General features: G+C 71.2%; 13 protein-coding genes. 3 read left to right on the forward strand and 10 right to left on the reverse strand.

The window, feature by feature from the left end; translation table 11 throughout:
* Positions 1 to 5 precede the first annotated feature (5 nt).
* Positions 6 to 473 (reverse strand): redox-sensitive transcriptional activator SoxR, encoded by a 468-nt coding sequence (soxR, locus tag ABXJ52_RS07445; RefSeq protein ID WP_367040312.1) that lies wholly within the window; start codon positions 471 to 473, stop codon positions 6 to 8.
* 150 nt (positions 474 to 623) lie between these two features.
* Between soxR and ABXJ52_RS07450 the strand changes: the two genes are divergently transcribed.
* A complete protein-coding gene (locus ABXJ52_RS07450; RefSeq protein ID WP_367040314.1) occupies positions 624 to 1088 on the forward strand; it encodes a MaoC family dehydratase in 465 nt (154 codons plus the stop codon).
* Positions 1089 to 1133: 45 nt separating this feature from the next.
* Here ABXJ52_RS07450 and ABXJ52_RS07455 read toward each other — a convergent pair whose 3' ends face one another.
* From ABXJ52_RS07455 to ABXJ52_RS07465, 3 genes are all read right to left on the reverse strand, one after another.
* On the reverse strand, positions 1134 to 1766 hold the full coding sequence (locus ABXJ52_RS07455) for a TetR/AcrR family transcriptional regulator (protein ID WP_367040316.1): 633 nt from the start codon (positions 1764 to 1766) through the stop codon (positions 1134 to 1136).
* A 69-nt stretch (positions 1767 to 1835) separates the two neighbouring features.
* Positions 1836 to 2126, reverse strand: a complete 291-nt coding sequence (locus tag ABXJ52_RS07460; protein WP_367040317.1) for a YiaA/YiaB family inner membrane protein — start codon at positions 2124 to 2126, stop codon at positions 1836 to 1838.
* A gap of 86 nt (positions 2127 to 2212) precedes the next feature.
* Positions 2213 to 3364, reverse strand: a complete 1152-nt coding sequence (locus ABXJ52_RS07465; RefSeq protein WP_367040319.1) for an acyl-CoA dehydrogenase family protein — start codon at positions 3362 to 3364, stop codon at positions 2213 to 2215.
* 109 nt (positions 3365 to 3473) lie between these two features.
* Here ABXJ52_RS07465 and ABXJ52_RS07470 point away from each other — a divergent pair, with 109 nt between their 5' ends.
* Both ABXJ52_RS07470 and ABXJ52_RS07475 read left to right on the forward strand, forming a co-directional pair.
* Positions 3474 to 4124 carry a TetR/AcrR family transcriptional regulator gene (locus ABXJ52_RS07470; RefSeq protein ID WP_367040320.1) on the forward strand — a complete coding sequence of 217 codons (651 nt, stop codon included), beginning with the start codon at positions 3474 to 3476 and terminating at the stop codon, positions 4122 to 4124.
* A gap of 93 nt (positions 4125 to 4217) precedes the next feature.
* A complete protein-coding gene (locus ABXJ52_RS07475; protein WP_367040321.1) occupies positions 4218 to 5261 on the forward strand; it encodes an urea transporter in 1044 nt (347 codons plus the stop codon).
* Here the strand turns inward: ABXJ52_RS07475 and ABXJ52_RS07480 are convergent.
* The 6 genes from ABXJ52_RS07480 to ABXJ52_RS07505 all read right to left on the reverse strand — a co-directional run bounded on the left by ABXJ52_RS07480 (position 5227) and on the right by ABXJ52_RS07505 (position 14429).
* Positions 5227 to 6582: an MFS transporter gene (locus ABXJ52_RS07480; protein WP_367040322.1), complete on the reverse strand. Its 1356-nt coding sequence runs from the start codon at positions 6580 to 6582 to the stop codon at positions 5227 to 5229. The two genes, ABXJ52_RS07475 and ABXJ52_RS07480, sit on opposite strands and share 35 nt — an antisense overlap.
* Before the next feature lie 219 nt (positions 6583 to 6801).
* On the reverse strand, positions 6802 to 7884 hold the full coding sequence (locus ABXJ52_RS07485; RefSeq protein WP_367040323.1) for a Zn-dependent alcohol dehydrogenase: 1083 nt from the start codon (positions 7882 to 7884) through the stop codon (positions 6802 to 6804).
* Positions 7885 to 7920: 36 nt separating this feature from the next.
* Entirely contained in the window at positions 7921 to 9309 is a 1389-nt protein-coding gene (locus tag ABXJ52_RS07490) for an aldehyde dehydrogenase family protein (RefSeq protein ID WP_367040324.1), read from the reverse strand.
* A gap of 62 nt (positions 9310 to 9371) precedes the next feature.
* Positions 9372 to 10601 carry an MFS transporter gene (locus tag ABXJ52_RS07495; protein ID WP_367040326.1) on the reverse strand — a complete coding sequence of 410 codons (1230 nt, stop codon included), beginning with the start codon at positions 10599 to 10601 and terminating at the stop codon, positions 9372 to 9374.
* Between the two features lie 14 nt (positions 10602 to 10615).
* Positions 10616 to 12046, reverse strand: a complete 1431-nt coding sequence (locus ABXJ52_RS07500) for a citrate:proton symporter (protein WP_367040328.1) — start codon at positions 12044 to 12046, stop codon at positions 10616 to 10618.
* A 121-nt stretch (positions 12047 to 12167) separates the two neighbouring features.
* Complete coding sequence (locus tag ABXJ52_RS07505) at positions 12168 to 14429, reverse strand: molybdopterin-dependent oxidoreductase (protein WP_367040330.1); 2262 nt, start codon at positions 14427 to 14429, stop codon at positions 12168 to 12170.
* Positions 14430 to 14438 lie beyond the last annotated feature (9 nt).

Genomic DNA, 14438 nt, shown 5'->3' on the forward strand with positions numbered 1-14438 from the left:
CGGGGTCACGCCCCGGGTCGGCGCTCCGCCAGCAGACGGGAGCCGGTGAGGCGTTCGCCGAAGACGTCGTCGGGGTTGGAGAGCACGCACGTCTCCAGGGAGAGGCAGCCGCAGCCGATGCAGTCCGTGAGGTGATCGCGCAGCCGGCCCAACTGCTTGATGCGCTCGTCCAGTTCCGATCGCCAGGTCTCCGAGAGGCGTGCCCAGTCCTCGCGGGTGGGGGTGCGCTCCTCGGGGAGCGAGTCGAGCGCCTCGCGGATCGTGGCGAGCGGGATGCCGACGCGCTGGGCGGCGCGGACGAAGGCGACGCGACGCAGCGCGTCACGGTGGTAGCGGCGCTGGTTGCCCGAGGTGCGACGGCTGGTGATCAGGCCCTTGGACTCGTAGAAGTGCAGGGCGGACACGGCCGCGCCGCTGCGGGCCGAGAGCTGGCCGACCGTGAGCTCGTGGATCTTCTCTGGGATCTGGGGCACCCGCCCAAGCCTAATGGCCTGCCCGCCGGCCCTTGCCGGCTGGCCCTCGGCCGTGCTGGCCGCTCCGATCGGCCGCTCCGTTGACACACGTCGGCGCACCCAGCATGCTGAGCAAGCGCTTAGTTCGATTACTTTGAGGAGGCCAGGGACATGGCAGAGCCGAGGATCTTCGCGTCGGCCGACGACCTGCGTGCCGGAGTCGGCGAGCAGCTCGGGCACAGCGAGTGGCTGGAGGTCGACCAGAAGCGGATCGACCTGTTCGCCGACGCCACGGGCGACCACCAGTGGATCCACGTGGACGCGGAGAAGGCGGCCGAGGGCCCCTTCAAGACGACCATCGCGCACGGCTATCTGACGCTGTCGCTGCTGCCGAGCCTGGTGCCGCAGGTGATGCGGGTCGAGGGCATGAAGATGGGCGTCAACTACGGCACCAACAAGGTCCGCTTCCCCTCGCCGGTGCCCTCGGGCTCCCGGGTGCGGGCGACCGCCGTGCTGACGGAGGTCGAGGAGACCAAGGACGGCGGCGTACAGATCACGGCCAAGGTCACCGTCGAGCGCGAGGGCGGCGACAAGCCCGCCTGCGTCGCGGAGTCGGTGTCGCGCTACTACTTCTAGAGCGCCCCGGGGCTTCGAGAGGGCTCACGAGACCCGCTCCGGAGCTCAGGAAACCCGCTTCTGAGCTCCGACCATGCGCAGCACGAGGTCGGCGTAGAGCGCGCCGACCTCGTCGGGCGTCCGGGTGCCCGCGACGTTGAACCAGCGGGCCACGTCGATGCAGAGCGAGAGCACGGCCAGCGTGGTGCCCGGCACGTCGGGGACGTCGAACTCCCCGTCCCGCACACCGTCGTTGATCATGTCCCGCACGGTGGCGTCGGTCTGGCGGCGCAGCGCGACGATCTCCGTGCGGTGCTCGTCGCCGAGCGCGTCCAGTTCGTACTGGACCACGCGGGCGGTGGTGTGATGGTCCGCGTGCCAGCGGACGAAGGACCGTACGGCGTCGGCGAGCCGCTCCGCCGCGCTGCCCGGACCCTCGGCCGCGGTGCGCAGGACCCGCAGGGCCTTGTCGTGGCCGATCCGGCTGATGCGGTGGAGCAGCTCTTCCTTGGTCTTGTAGTGGATGTAGAGCGCCGCGGGGCTCATGCCCGCGCGGCCGGCGATGTCCCGGGTGGTCGTCGCGTGGTACCCACGCTCGGCGAAGGCCTCGACGGCGGCGACCAGCAGCCGCCGCGCCGCATCGGGCGTGACCTCGCCCCATGGCAGGTCCTCGCCCTCGGTCTGCTCCGCCGTGCTCATCGCCCACTCCTTCCGCCGGTCGGGAGGGACACCATACCCCTGACGGTGAGCAAGCGCTTAGGGAGCCGGTCAGGCCACCGGCTTGAACGGGTCGTGTTCGGCGAGGATCTTCTCCAGGCGGGCCTGGTCGACGCGGCTGACGAGCTGGCCCGCCTCCTGTCTGTCCCTGACCACCTTGGCGAGGGTGAACGCGGACGTCGTCAGGTACAGGACGGAGATGGCGAGGAAGGCGCGGATCCAGCCGCTGACGTCGAGGCTGTAGACGCCGATCGCCACGGCGGCGAGCGCCACGGCGAACGATGCGACGGCCTGACCGTAGTAGGCGTTGGTGCTCTGCTGCTTGACCGGTGTCTCACTCATGATCAGAGCTTCGCCCGGGAGGGGCCGCGCCACATCCGTTCCCGTACTCAGCTCACGTACTCAGCCCTCCCCCGGGGAACACGCGCTCAGAAGGCCGAGACCCCGGTGAGCGCCCGCCCGATGACCAGCTTCTGGATCTGGCTGGTGCCTTCGTAGAGCGTCATCACGCGCGCGTCGCGCAGCAGCTTGCCCGCGGGGTACTCGTCGATGTAGCCGTAGCCGCCGAAGACCTGGAGCGCGTTGTTGGCGGCGCGCACCGCGGCCTCGGAGGCGAACAGCTTGGCCTTGGAGGACTCCGTGGTGAAGGGCTGCCCGCGGTCGATGAGGTCGGCGACCCGCCAGGTCAGCAGGCGCGCGGCGTCCACGTCCACCGCGATGTCGCTGATCAGCTCCTGCACCAGCTGGTGTCCCGCGATGGGCTTGCCGAACTGTTCGCGCTCGGTCGCGTACGTCACCGCCGCGTCGAGGGCGGCCTGGGCGATGCCCACGCACCCCGCGGCGACCGACATCCGCCCCTTGGCGAGCGCCGACATGGCGACCGAGAAGCCCTTGCCCTCGGGCGCCATCATGGCCGACGCGGGGACACGGACGTCCTCGAGGACGAGTTCAGCGGTCGCCTGGCCGCGCAGGCCCAGCTTGCCGTGGATGGTGCGGCGGCTCAGGCCCGGAGTGTCGGTCGGCACGAGGAAGGCGGAGACGCCCTTGTGTCCGGGGGCGTCGTTCGTCCGGGCGAAGAGCAGCACGACGTCGGCCCAGGTGCCGTTCGTGATGAACATCTTGGAGCCGTTGATCACGTAGTCGCCGCCGTCGCGCACGGCCTTCGTCGAGAGGTTCCCCGCGTCGGAGCCGGTGCCCGGCTCGGTGAGCCCGAAGCAGCCGACGTACTCACCGGAGGTGAGTCCGGGCAGCCACTGCCGCTTCTGCTCCTCGCTCCCCCAGTACGCGATGGTCTTGGCCACGAGCCCGAGCGACACCGACACGATGCCGCGCACGGAGGAGTCGCCGCGCCCCAGCTCCTCGGTCACCAGGCAGTACGCGAGGTGGTCGCCGCCCGAGCCGCCGTACTCCTCGTCGACGGTGAGCCCGAGGAAGCCGACCTCGCCGAGCTTCTTCACGATCGCCCGGTCCACGCTCTCGGCGCGGTCCCACTCGATGACGTGGGGCGCGATCTCGCGGTCCACGAAGTCCTTGGCGAGCTGCCGTACGGCGGACTGCTCCTCGCTGAGCTCCAGATTCATCGCGTGGCACCTCTTCGGGTCGGCTCTCGGGGTCGGTCCGCGGCTCGGTCTTCCGCCGGGCTTTAAATTAGCACTGCTAGTTTCTTGCGGCAGCCCTACTATGTGCCGCATGGCCCGACCGCGCAAGCCCCTCCTCAGCAGAGAACGCATCGTCGACACGGCGCGCGCGCTCGTGGACACCGAGGGCCTCGCGGCCGTCTCGACGCGCCGCCTCGCCGCCGAGCTCGGGGTCAGCGGGCCTTCGCTCTACAACCACTTCCGTACGAAGGACGAGATCCTGGAGGCGGTCGCGGACTCGGTGAGCGCGCAGGTCGACCTGTCGATGTTCGAGGCCGCCGACGAGCGCGACTGGCGGACGGCGCTGCACGACTGGGCCGTCTCGTACCGCGCGGCGCTCACCCTTCACCCCAACATCGTTCCGGTGCTCGCGAGCGGCCCCGGCCGCCGGCCTGCCGGACTGCGGCTCGCTGACGCGGTGTTCGGGGCGATGGTCGACGCGGGCTGGCCGGCCGCGCAGGCCACGTCGATCGGTGCGCTGATGCGCTACTTCATCATGGGCTCGGCGCTCGGCTCCTTCGCGGGCGGCTTCGTGGACGACGCGACCGCGTACGACCCCGCCGACTATCCGCACCTGGGCCAGGCCCACCTTCTCGCCGAGCGTCAGCAGGAGGTCGACGAGCGGGCGTTCGAGGCGGGGCTGCGCGCGCTGCTCGACGGACTCGCCCTCCAGTACGCGCAGGTGGCGACGCCGACGGGGTGACGGGCCCACCGCGGTATCGCGGCACCCGGGCGGGTGGTTGTAAGGTGCATCCGTCTTGTCGGGGGAAACATGGACGTAACACGGGAGTGAGCCGTGCGGCACTCAACGGATGCCAGTCGCCCGCTCTTCGGCGCGCCGGTCTTCGTCGCCCAAGTCCTGCGCGGCCAGGCGCAGGTGACCTTCCTGCCCAGCGCGGCGGCGGGCGCGCTCTTCTGCGTGGCGCTCTTCGCGGCGGGCTGGGAGTACGGGCTCTACGGGCTCGCGGGAACAGCGGTCGGTACGGGCACGGCGCTGCTCCTCGGGGCGGCGCGGGACCGGGTGACGACCGGGCTCGAAGGCTTCAACGCCTGCCTCACCGCGCTGTGTTTCGCGGTGTTCCTCGGCGCCGGGTACCTGTCGACGGCCGTGCTCGCCCTCGCGGGCTGCGTGGTGGTCACGGTCGTGACGGCGGCGGCCGGCAATTTCCTCGCCGTCTGGGGCCTGCCCTCGCTCACGCTCCCGTACTGCCTGCTCGCGAGCGTGACGACGATGGCGGCGCCGGGCTTCGAGCGGGTCTGGCACCACAGGGTCGACCCGGCGGCGCTGACGCAGGCGGCGAGCGGTCCGACAGCGATCGAACCCGCCGATCTGGCGCGGGCGTTCTTCGCGGGCTTCGCGCAGATCTTCTTCATGCCGCAGTGGTACGTCGGTGCGCTGGTGCTCGTCGGCCTCTTCGTCGCCAGCCGTCGCGCGGGGGCCGTGGCCTGCCTCGGCAGCCTGACGGGCATCGGTACCGCGGTCGCGCTCGGGGCGCCGGCCGCGCGGATCGCGGACGGCACGATGGGATACAACGCGGTGCTCGTGGCGCTCGCGCTGTGCGGCGTCTTCCTGCCCGTCCGGGGCATCACCCTGGCGTACGCGCTCGTGGGCGCCGCCACCGCGACCATCGGGGGTTCGGCCCTGACGGCGCTCCTCGCCCCGTCCGGCGGGCACGCGTTCACCTGGCCGTTCGTGCTGACGACCCTCGCGTTCCTGGCGGCGGCGAAGTCCTTCTCGCGCCTGGGTGAACCGGCCGCGGCTCCGTCGGCACAGACGGGGCCGCAGCCGGTCACGAACGCTGCCGTCAGCGGGAACTCGCCCGCCCCGCAAGCACCTTGATGGAGATCAGGGCGATCACCGCGAGGCCGATGATGTAGGCGGCGACGGCCATCGAAGTGCCCGTCGCCTCCAGGAGCAGCACCATCACGAACGGCGCGAGGCCGCCGCCGAACACGGCCGCGATCTGGTAGCCGAGCGAGGCTCCCGTGTAGCGCATCTCGGCCGTGAACAACTCGGCGAACAGCGCGGCCTGCGGCCCGTACATGATGCTGAGGAAGCAGCTGGTGACGAAGGTGCCGACGGCCAGCCACAGCAGTGAACCGGTGTCGATGAGCAGGAACATCGGCACGGCCCAGACCGCGAGCCCCGCGGCGCCGAGGGCGTAGATCCTCAGCCGTCCGATGCGGTCGGAGAGCGCGGCGGACGCCGGGATCAGGGCGAGTTGGGTGAGGCTGACGCAGAGCGAGACGGTGAGGACCGCGCTGCGTTTCATGTCGAGTTCGCGGGTGGTGTAGTCGAGGACGCCCGTGATGATGATGTAGAAGGTGGCGGTGTTCACCGCGAACGAGCCACCGGCCAGGAAGACCGTGCCGAGGTGGTGGCGGAGGATGGTGCGCAGGGGCGAGTTGCCCTCTTCGCCGCCTGCGCCCTTCTGCGCCTTCTCCTTCTCGGCGAGCGCCCTCTCCGCCTCGCGGAACTCGGGGGTCTCCTCCACGCGCGTGTGGATGTACCAGGCGAGGACGAGCACGAGGAGCCCGACCATGAAGGGCACCCGCCAGCCCCACGCCTCGAAGGTGCTCTCGCTGGTGACGGCACCGGCGATCAGGAACACCGTGTTGGCGGTCACCACACCTATGGGGACGCCGAGTTGGACCAGGCTGCCGTAGAGGCCGCGCTTGCCCTCGGGGGCGTACTCGGTGGCCATCAGCATCGCGCCGCCCCACTGCGCGCCGACCGCGATGCCCTGGAAGACGCGGAGGGTGACGAGCAGGATCGGCGCGGCGATGCCGACCGTCTCGTACGTGGGGAGCAGGCCGATGCCCGTGGTGGAAAGGCCCATCAGGGTCAGCGCGAGGACCAGCATGGGCTTGCGGCCCCGCTTGTCGCCGAGGTGACCGGCGATGATGCCGCCGACGGGCCGGGCCAGGAACCCGACGGCGAAGGTCGCGAACGCGGCGAGTACTCCGGCGGACGAGCTGCCGGAGGGGAAGTACAGGTCGCCCAGGACGAGGGCGGCCGCGATGCCGAAGACGAAGTAGTCGTACCACTCGACGGCCGAGGCGAGCGCGGCCGCGGTGGCCACCTTGCGGCGGTGGGGGTCCGCCGGTGACGCGGGAGCGGGAGCGGAGAGGGGGGTTACGGAGGACGGTGCGGGGTCCATGCGGGTGCACACTCCGGTGGGTCCGGGGACGGGACGGGGGGTGGCGTGTGGTTGCAGGGACCGTACCGACCGGTGGGTATGTGGTCAACGGTTCACGCAGGGGGTTTCCTTCCCCGACCCCGCCCCTTCCCGAAAACCCGGCTCCGCCGGGACCGATGCCTACCGTCGATCACCGGCTTCGCCGAGTTCGTCCTCAAACGCCGGACGGGCTGAGAACGCCTAGAACACCACCAACGCCCGCCCGCCCTTCCCCGCGACCATGTTCTCGAAGGCGGCGGGGATCCCGTCCAGCCCGATCCGGTCGGTCACCAACGCGCTCAGGTCAAGGCGCCCGGCCCGAATATGCTCCGCCAGGACCGGCAGATCCGCCGCCGGGTCGGAGTTCCCGTACACGCACCCGGCCAGCGTCCGCCCCCAGTGGAAGATCTCCAGGGCGTTGAAGGTGACCTGCTGGTCCTTGCCGCCGATGCCGACCACCGTCGTACGCCCGCCGCGCCGCGTGGACTCCCAGGCGGTACGGATCGTCACGGCGCGCCCGACGCACTCCACCGCCACGTCCACGCCCTGGCCGCCCGTCAGCTTGCGGATGTCCTTCGCCGTCGTCTCGGAGGCGACCACGTACTCCGTCGCTCCCGCCGACCGCGCCAACTCCTCCTTCGCCGGGGACACATCGACCGCGATGATCTTCGAGGCGCCGGCGATCCGTGCCGCCTGGAGCGTGGCGAGGCCCACGCCCCCGACGCCGTAGACGGCCACCGTCTCGCCCTCGCGCACCTTCGCGGAGTGGTGCACGGCGCCGTACCCGGTGAGCACGGCGCAGCCGAGGAGCGCCGCGTCCGTCAGCGGGACTCCGACGGGGGCGGGCAGTACGCAGTTGCCCGCGACGACTGTCTCCTCGGCGAACGCCGCGACGTTCAGGCCGGGGTGGAGGTCGGCGCCGTCCGACGCGCGGCGGGCGTAGACGTCGGCCGCGCCGGCGAGCGCGTTCACGCACAGCCATACCTCTCCGAGCGTGCAGGCATGACAACTGCCGCAAGAGGGCGCCCAGTTGAGCACGACCTCGTCGCCCGGCGCGACATGCGCGACCCCCTCACCCACGGACACGACCGTCCCCGCGCCCTCGTGCCCGAGCACGGCGGGCACGGGCACCCGCATCGTTCCGTTGGTCAGGGACAGGTCGGAGTGGCAGACCCCGGCGGCGGCGAGACGCACCCGTACCTGGCCGGGCCCCGGCTCGGGCAGGTCGATCTCGGTGATCTCCAGGGGAGAGCCGACGGCGGGCAGAACAGCGGCGCGGACCACGGTGACGTACTCCTTGAAAGGCGGGCAGCGGAAGGTTCAGAACTGGAGGGACTTCGTCTGGAGGTACTCGGCGAGCCCGTGCGGGCCCAGCTCGCGTCCCACTCCCGACTGCTTGTAACCACCGAACGGGGCAAGGGGGTTGAAGCTGCCGCCGTTGATGTCGACCTGGCCCGTGTCCATGCGGCGGGCGAACGCGATCGCCTCCGCGTCGTCGGCCGCCCAGACGGCACCCGCGAGCCCGTACACGGTGCCGTTCGCGATCCGCAGGGCGTCGTCCTCGTCCTCGTACCTGATGATCGAGACGACCGGGCCGAAGATCTCCTCCTGCGCGATCGTCATCTCGGGGGTGACGTCGGCGAAGACGGTCGGCTGGACGAAGTAGCCCTGCTCGCGCGGTGCTTCGGAGCCGCCGGCCACCACGCGTGCGCCTTCCTCGACGCCCTTGTCGATGTAACCCCGCACGCGCGCCTGCTGCTTGGCGTTGACGACGGGGCCGATGCGGGAGCCGTACTTGGCTGCGGCCTCCGCCGCGAGCGAGACCGCCTCGTCGTAGCGCGCGGAGTCCACCAGCATGCGGGTCCACGCGCTGCACGTCTGGCCGGAGTTGGACATGACGTTGGCGACGCCGGCCTTGACGGCCTTGGTCAGATCGGCGCTGGGCAGGATGACGTTGGCGGACTTGCCGCCGAGCTCCAGGGCCACGCGCTTGACCGCGGCGCCCGCGGTGGCGCCGATCTGCTTGCCGACCGCCGTCGAGCCGGTGAAGGAGACCAGGTCGACGCCCTCGTGCTCGGCGAGGGCCTGCCCCGCGACCGGGCCGAGGCCCGTGACCAGGTTGAAGACACCGGCGGGGATGCCCGCGTCGTGCGCGGCCTCCGCGAAGAGCTGGGCGGTGAGCGGGGTGTCCTCGGCGGGCTTCAGGACCACCGTGCAGCCCGCGGCGAGCGCGGGGGCCACCTTGTTGACGATCTGGTGGAGGGGGTAGTTCCAGGGCGTGATCGCGCCGACCACACCGACCGGCTCCATGTAGACGGTGGAGTTGCCGATCTTCTCCTCGAAGGAGTACGTCGCCGCGAGCTCGGCGTACGAGCCGGAGACCAGGATCGGCACGCCCGCGTGCACCATCTCCGAGAACGGCAGGGGTGAGCCCAGCTCCGCCGTCACCGTCTCGGCGATCTCGTCCTTGCGGGCGACCAGCTGGTCGCGCAGTGCCCCGATGAGCGCGCCGCGCTCGGCGGGCGGGGTCGCGGCCCAGGCGGGGAAGGCCTCGCGGGCGGCGCGCACCGCCGCGTCGATGTCCTGCGCCGTACCGGCGGGGACCTGACCGACCGGCTGCTCGTCGGCCGGGTTCAGGACCGTGATGGTGTCCGTGCCGACGGCGGGCCGCCAGGCGCCGCCGATGTACATGCCGTCGTGGGCCTTCATCGCACTCCTCGAGTAGTCGTCCGCACGACTCACATGGTCGCCCGCACGTAGTCCACTCCAAACTAGCGCTGATAGTTTTTTGGCACCAGGGGGGTCGGGACGGGCGGGTCCGGGGAAGGTCTCGTCGGCTCACGCCGCAGCCCCAGCCCGGCCGCCACCAGCAACAGCCCGCCCAGCATCACGAACGGCGCCGCCACGCCCGCGACCCCGGCGATCAGCCCGGCCCCGGCCGGCGCGGCGACCTGCCCGAGCCGGTTGCCGGTGAGCCGCAGCGCGAGCGCGGTGGAGCGAGCCCCCTCCGGGGCCGCCCGGACGACCGTCGTCATCGACAGCGGCTGCCCTACCCCCAGACAGAAGCCGAGCAGCCCCAGCATCACCGCGAGCCCCCACACCGGCACCGGCAGCGCGACTCCCGCGCACAACAAGGCGGCCAGCAGACACGTGACCACGATCAGCGCCGTACGGCCGAGCAGGTTGATCAGCGGCGTCATCACGAGCCGGCAGGCGATCGTCGCGGCGGCCCGCAGCGAGAGGAGCACGCCGACCGTCGCGGGCGCGATGCCCCGGTGCTCGCCCACCACCGGCAGATAGGCCGTGAGGATGTCCGTGGCGGAGAGCACCGCGAGGCTGATGAAGATCCCCGCGGGCACACCGCGGGTGCGCAGGATGCCGAGCACCGGGACCTTCTCCGAAGCTACGGCCCCGGCCCGTGGCGCCGCCGACCGCGCATGCTCGATGCGCCACAGCGAGGTGAAGGACACCGCAGCCACCCCCGCCGATACGAGCAGGGCGAGCGCGCTCGTACGGCCCATGTCCCCGCCGATGAGGGAGCCCGCGGCGATCGGCCCGACCAGCTGCCCGAGTGAGGCCCCGATCGTGAAGTGCCCGAAGTTGCGGTCCTGTTCGTCGGGTGCGGACTGCCGGGCGACGATCGACTGGGCGCCGATCACGAAGCAGAGGTGGCCGAGGCCCATCAGACCGCTCCAGGCGGCGAGCGCGCCGAGGGACCCGGCGGTGCCGCTGAGCGCACACCCGCCGGCGATCAGGACGACGCCGATCGGAAGGAGCGGCGCGCACCGCCCGTGGTCCGTCCTGCGCCCGAGCGGCACGGCGGCGAAGAGCGGGAGCAGTGCGTACACGCCCGCGATGACGCCGATCGCCCGCTCGTCGGCGCCCAGCGAGAGCGCCCGGTAGGAGACGGCGGGACGCGCCATCGACACCGCCCCCTGCGCGAAGCTGAAGGCGATGACGAGGCGCAGCAACCAGGCGCGGCCCGGTGTCGACGGCCTCACCGGTGTCGATGGCATCAGATGATGCCGAAGAGGATTCCGGAGGCGAGCACCACGAGCGAGGTGAGCACGGCCCATTTGACGGTGAACTTGGTGTGGTCGCCGAACTCGACCTTCGCCATGCCGACGAGGACGTACACGGCCGGCACCAGCGGGCTCGACATGTGCAGGGCCTGGCCCGCGATCGAGGCGCGGGCGATCTCCAGGGTGCTGACGCCGTGTGCCTGGCCCGCCTCGGCGAGGACGGGCAGGACGCCGAAGTAGAAGCCGTCGTTCGACATGAAGTAGGTGAGCGGCAGGGACAGGAGGCCGGTGACCAGGCCCATCTGCGGGCCCATGCCCTCCGGGATCGCGTCGACGAGCCACGTGGCCATGCTGTCGACCATGCCGGTGCCCTGGAGGACGCCGGTGAAGACGGCGGCCGCGAAGACCATGCCGGTGACGTTGAGGACGTTCTCGGCGTGGGCGCCGATACGGGCCTTCTGGTCGGGCATGTGCGGGAAGTTGACCGTCAGGGCGAGCGCGGCGCCGAGCAGGAAGAGGACCGGGATCGGCAGCCACTCCATGATCATGGCGGTGAGCAGGACCACGGTGAGGCCGGCGTTGAACCAGTAGAGCTTGGGGCGCAGGGTGGAGCGGTTCGGATCGAGCCCCTGGAAGCCGTCGTCCTCCTCGTCGGCCTCACCGGAAGCGTCCGCGTCCGCACCGGAGCCCGCTCCCCCGGCGGTCTTCTTGGTGAGCGACATACGCCCGCCGTTCCCGGTGCCGCCACCCGCGCCCACCAGGACCGTCTCGTGCGCCGTCTCCTTCTCCAGGACCTCGTCCAGGGAGAGCATGCCGAGCCGCTTGCGCTCCCTGAGCCCGAGTGCGTAGGAGAGCAGGAAGACGCACACGAGGCCCATGGCGAGCGCCGGGATCATCGGCACGAAGATGTCGGCCGCGTCGACCTTGAGGGCGGTCGCGGCGCGGGCCGTGGGGCCGCCCCAGGGCAGGGTGTTCATGACGCCGTTGGCGGTGGCCGCGACGCCCGTCATGACGACGAGGCTCATCTTGAGGCGTTTGTAGAGCGGATACATCGCCGAGACCGTGATCATGAAGGTCGTCGAGCCGTCGCCGTCCAGCGAGACGATCGCGGCGAGCAGCGCGGTGCCGACGACTATGCGCACCGGGTCCGCCTTGCAGAAGCGCAGGATGCCCCGGACGATCGGGTCGAAGAGGCCGACGTCGATCATGACGCCGAAGTACACGATGGCGAACATGAGCATGGCCGCCGTGGGCGCCAGATTCCCGACGCCTTCGAGGACGTAGTCCCCGAGATGGGCTCCCTTTCCTACGAACACGCAGAAGAGCGCGGGGATCAGCACCAGTGCCGCGATCGGCGACATCTTCTTCATCATGATCAGCACCAGGAAGGTGGCGATCATGACGAATCCGAGGATTGTCAGCATGGGGGCTACCTAACGTTCACCATCGAACTCCCACCAGGTCTGGCGGTCCGGTTGACGTTAGGACCCGTTCTCAAGCGTTAACAAGATGTTGACGTGTGAGCAATAAGCGCAAAACTCCAGGTCAACGAGTTACTGCTGGCGTCAGGGGCGTCAGGGACACCGGGAAGCCGTTGAGTACGGACGTCCCGGAGAGCGGGTCGATGAGCGTGCCGTCCAGGAGCTGGTTCACATTGGCTCCGGGGTTCTCCGCGGCGACGGCGAGGCGCGTGCCGGGGCGGTCGTGGCCCCAGCCGTGCGGCAGGCTGACCACTCCGGGGCGCACGGCGTCGGTCACCTCGACGGGGACGGTGAGCGAGCCGCCGGCGGACTCCACGCGCGCGTGGCCGCCGTTCTCGACGCCGATGCGGGCCGCGTCCTCGGGGTGGACGTGCAGGGTGCAGCGGTTGGAGCCGCCGGTGAGGGTGCGCACGTTGTGCATCCAGCTGTTGTTGGAGCGCAGATGGCGGCGTCCTACGAGGACGAGCTCGTCCGGGGCGGCTCGCAACGCCTCGGTGAGGCGCGGCAGGTCGTCCGCGATGGGTCCCGGGAGGAGTTCCACCCGTCCGCTGCGCGTCTTGAGGACCTGCGGGAGGCGGGGTTCGAGCGGCCCGAGGTCGATGCCGTGCGGGTGGGCGAGGAGCCGCTCCAGGGTCAGGCCGTCCGCGCGTACGCCGAATCCGTCGCCGTAGGGGCCAAGGCGCAGCATCAGGTCGAGCCGCCGCTCGGGGCCGTTGTCGCCGGTGAGGAGAGCGGCCAGTTCCCTGGGGTCGCGGCCGTACGCGGCGGAGTGCGGCTCGGTGACGGCCTTGCCGAGGGTTTTGTCGATGACCATGGCGTCGACGGCTGCCGGATCGGCGCCGTGCATGCCGCTCGCGGCCAGGACGAGACGCGCGAGGATCTCCGTCTCCGCCATCCTGCCGTCCGCCAGGGGCAGTGCGGCGCGGGTGTGGCGGACCTGGTTGCGTACGGCGAATCCGTTGAAGGCGAAGTCGAAGTGCGCGCTCTGGGAGGGCGGGGGCGGCGGCAGCACCACGTGGGCGTGGCGTGAGGTCTCGTTCAGGTACGGGTCGACGCTGACCATGAAGTCCAGTGCGGCCAGGGCCTCGTCGAGGCGGTCGCCGTCCGGCGCGGAGAGGACGGGGTTGGCCGCGACGGCGACGACCGCGCGGATCGCCTCGTCGCCGGGGGTGTCGATCTCCTCGGCGAGCGCGGCGATCGGCAGTTCGCCCTTGGCCTCGGGGTGCCGGCTGACGCGGCTGTGCCAGCGGCCGAGCGCGAATCCCTTGCCGGGGCCCGCGGGGCGGGGCGCGCGGTCGGTGGCCGAGAGCGGGAAGAGGGCGCCGCCGGGCCGGTCGAGGTTGCCGGTCAGGACGTTCAGGACGTCGACGAGCCAGTTGGTGAGGGTGCCGTGGGCGACGGTGCTCGCTCCCACGCGGGCGTAGACGGCGGCGGTGGGCGCGGCGGCCAGCTCGCGGGCGAGGACGCGGATGGTGTCGGCGGGGACGTCGCAGGCCGCGGAGACGGCGTCGGGGGTGAAGTGACGTACGGCCTCGCGCACGGCCTCGACGCCCTCGACCTGGTCTTCGAGCACGCCCAGGTCGGTGAGCTTCTCCTCGAAGAGGACGTGGGCCATGGCCGCGAGCAGCAGCGCGTCCGTGCCGGGCCGGATCGCGAGGTGCCGGTCGGCGAGCTTGGCGGTGCGGGTGCGGCGCGGGTCGACGACGGTGAGCGTGCCGCCGCGGGCGCGCAGCGCCTTCAGCTTGCCCGGGAAGTCGGGGGCGGTGCACAGGCTCCCGTTGGACTCCAGGGGGTTGGCGCCGAGCAGGAGCAGATGGCTGGTGCGGTCCAGGTCGGGCACGGGGATGGCGAAGGCGTCGCCGAAGAGGAGCCCGCTGGAGACGTGCTTGGGCATCTGGTCGACGGTGCTCGCGGTGAAGATGTTGCGGGTGCCGAGCGAACTCAGCAGCACGGGCGGGTAGAGGCCGCCCGCCATGGTGTGCACGTTCGGGTTGCCGAGCACCACGCCGACCGCCTGCGGCCCATGCCGCTCGATCAGGGGCCGGAGGCCTGCGGCTACGGCATCGAACGCCTCGTCCCAGCTTGCCTCTTGGAGTACGCCGTCCTTGCGTACGAGGGGGTGCTTCAGACGGTCGGGGTCGGAGTCGGCCTCTCCGAAGGAGGCGCCTTTGGGGCAGATGAAGCCGCGGCTGAAGACGTCGTCCCGGTCACCGCGCGCACCGGTCACGCGCGCGGCGTCGGTGCCGTCAGGGGGTCCTTCGATGGTGAGCGTGAGCCCGCAGGTGGCTTCGCAGAGGGGACAGATACGCAGGGCGGTGCTGGGCATGGAGAACCC

It is taken from the genome of Streptomyces sp. Je 1-332, assembly GCF_040730185.1.
Taxonomy (GTDB): Bacteria; Actinomycetota; Actinomycetes; order Streptomycetales; family Streptomycetaceae; genus Streptomyces.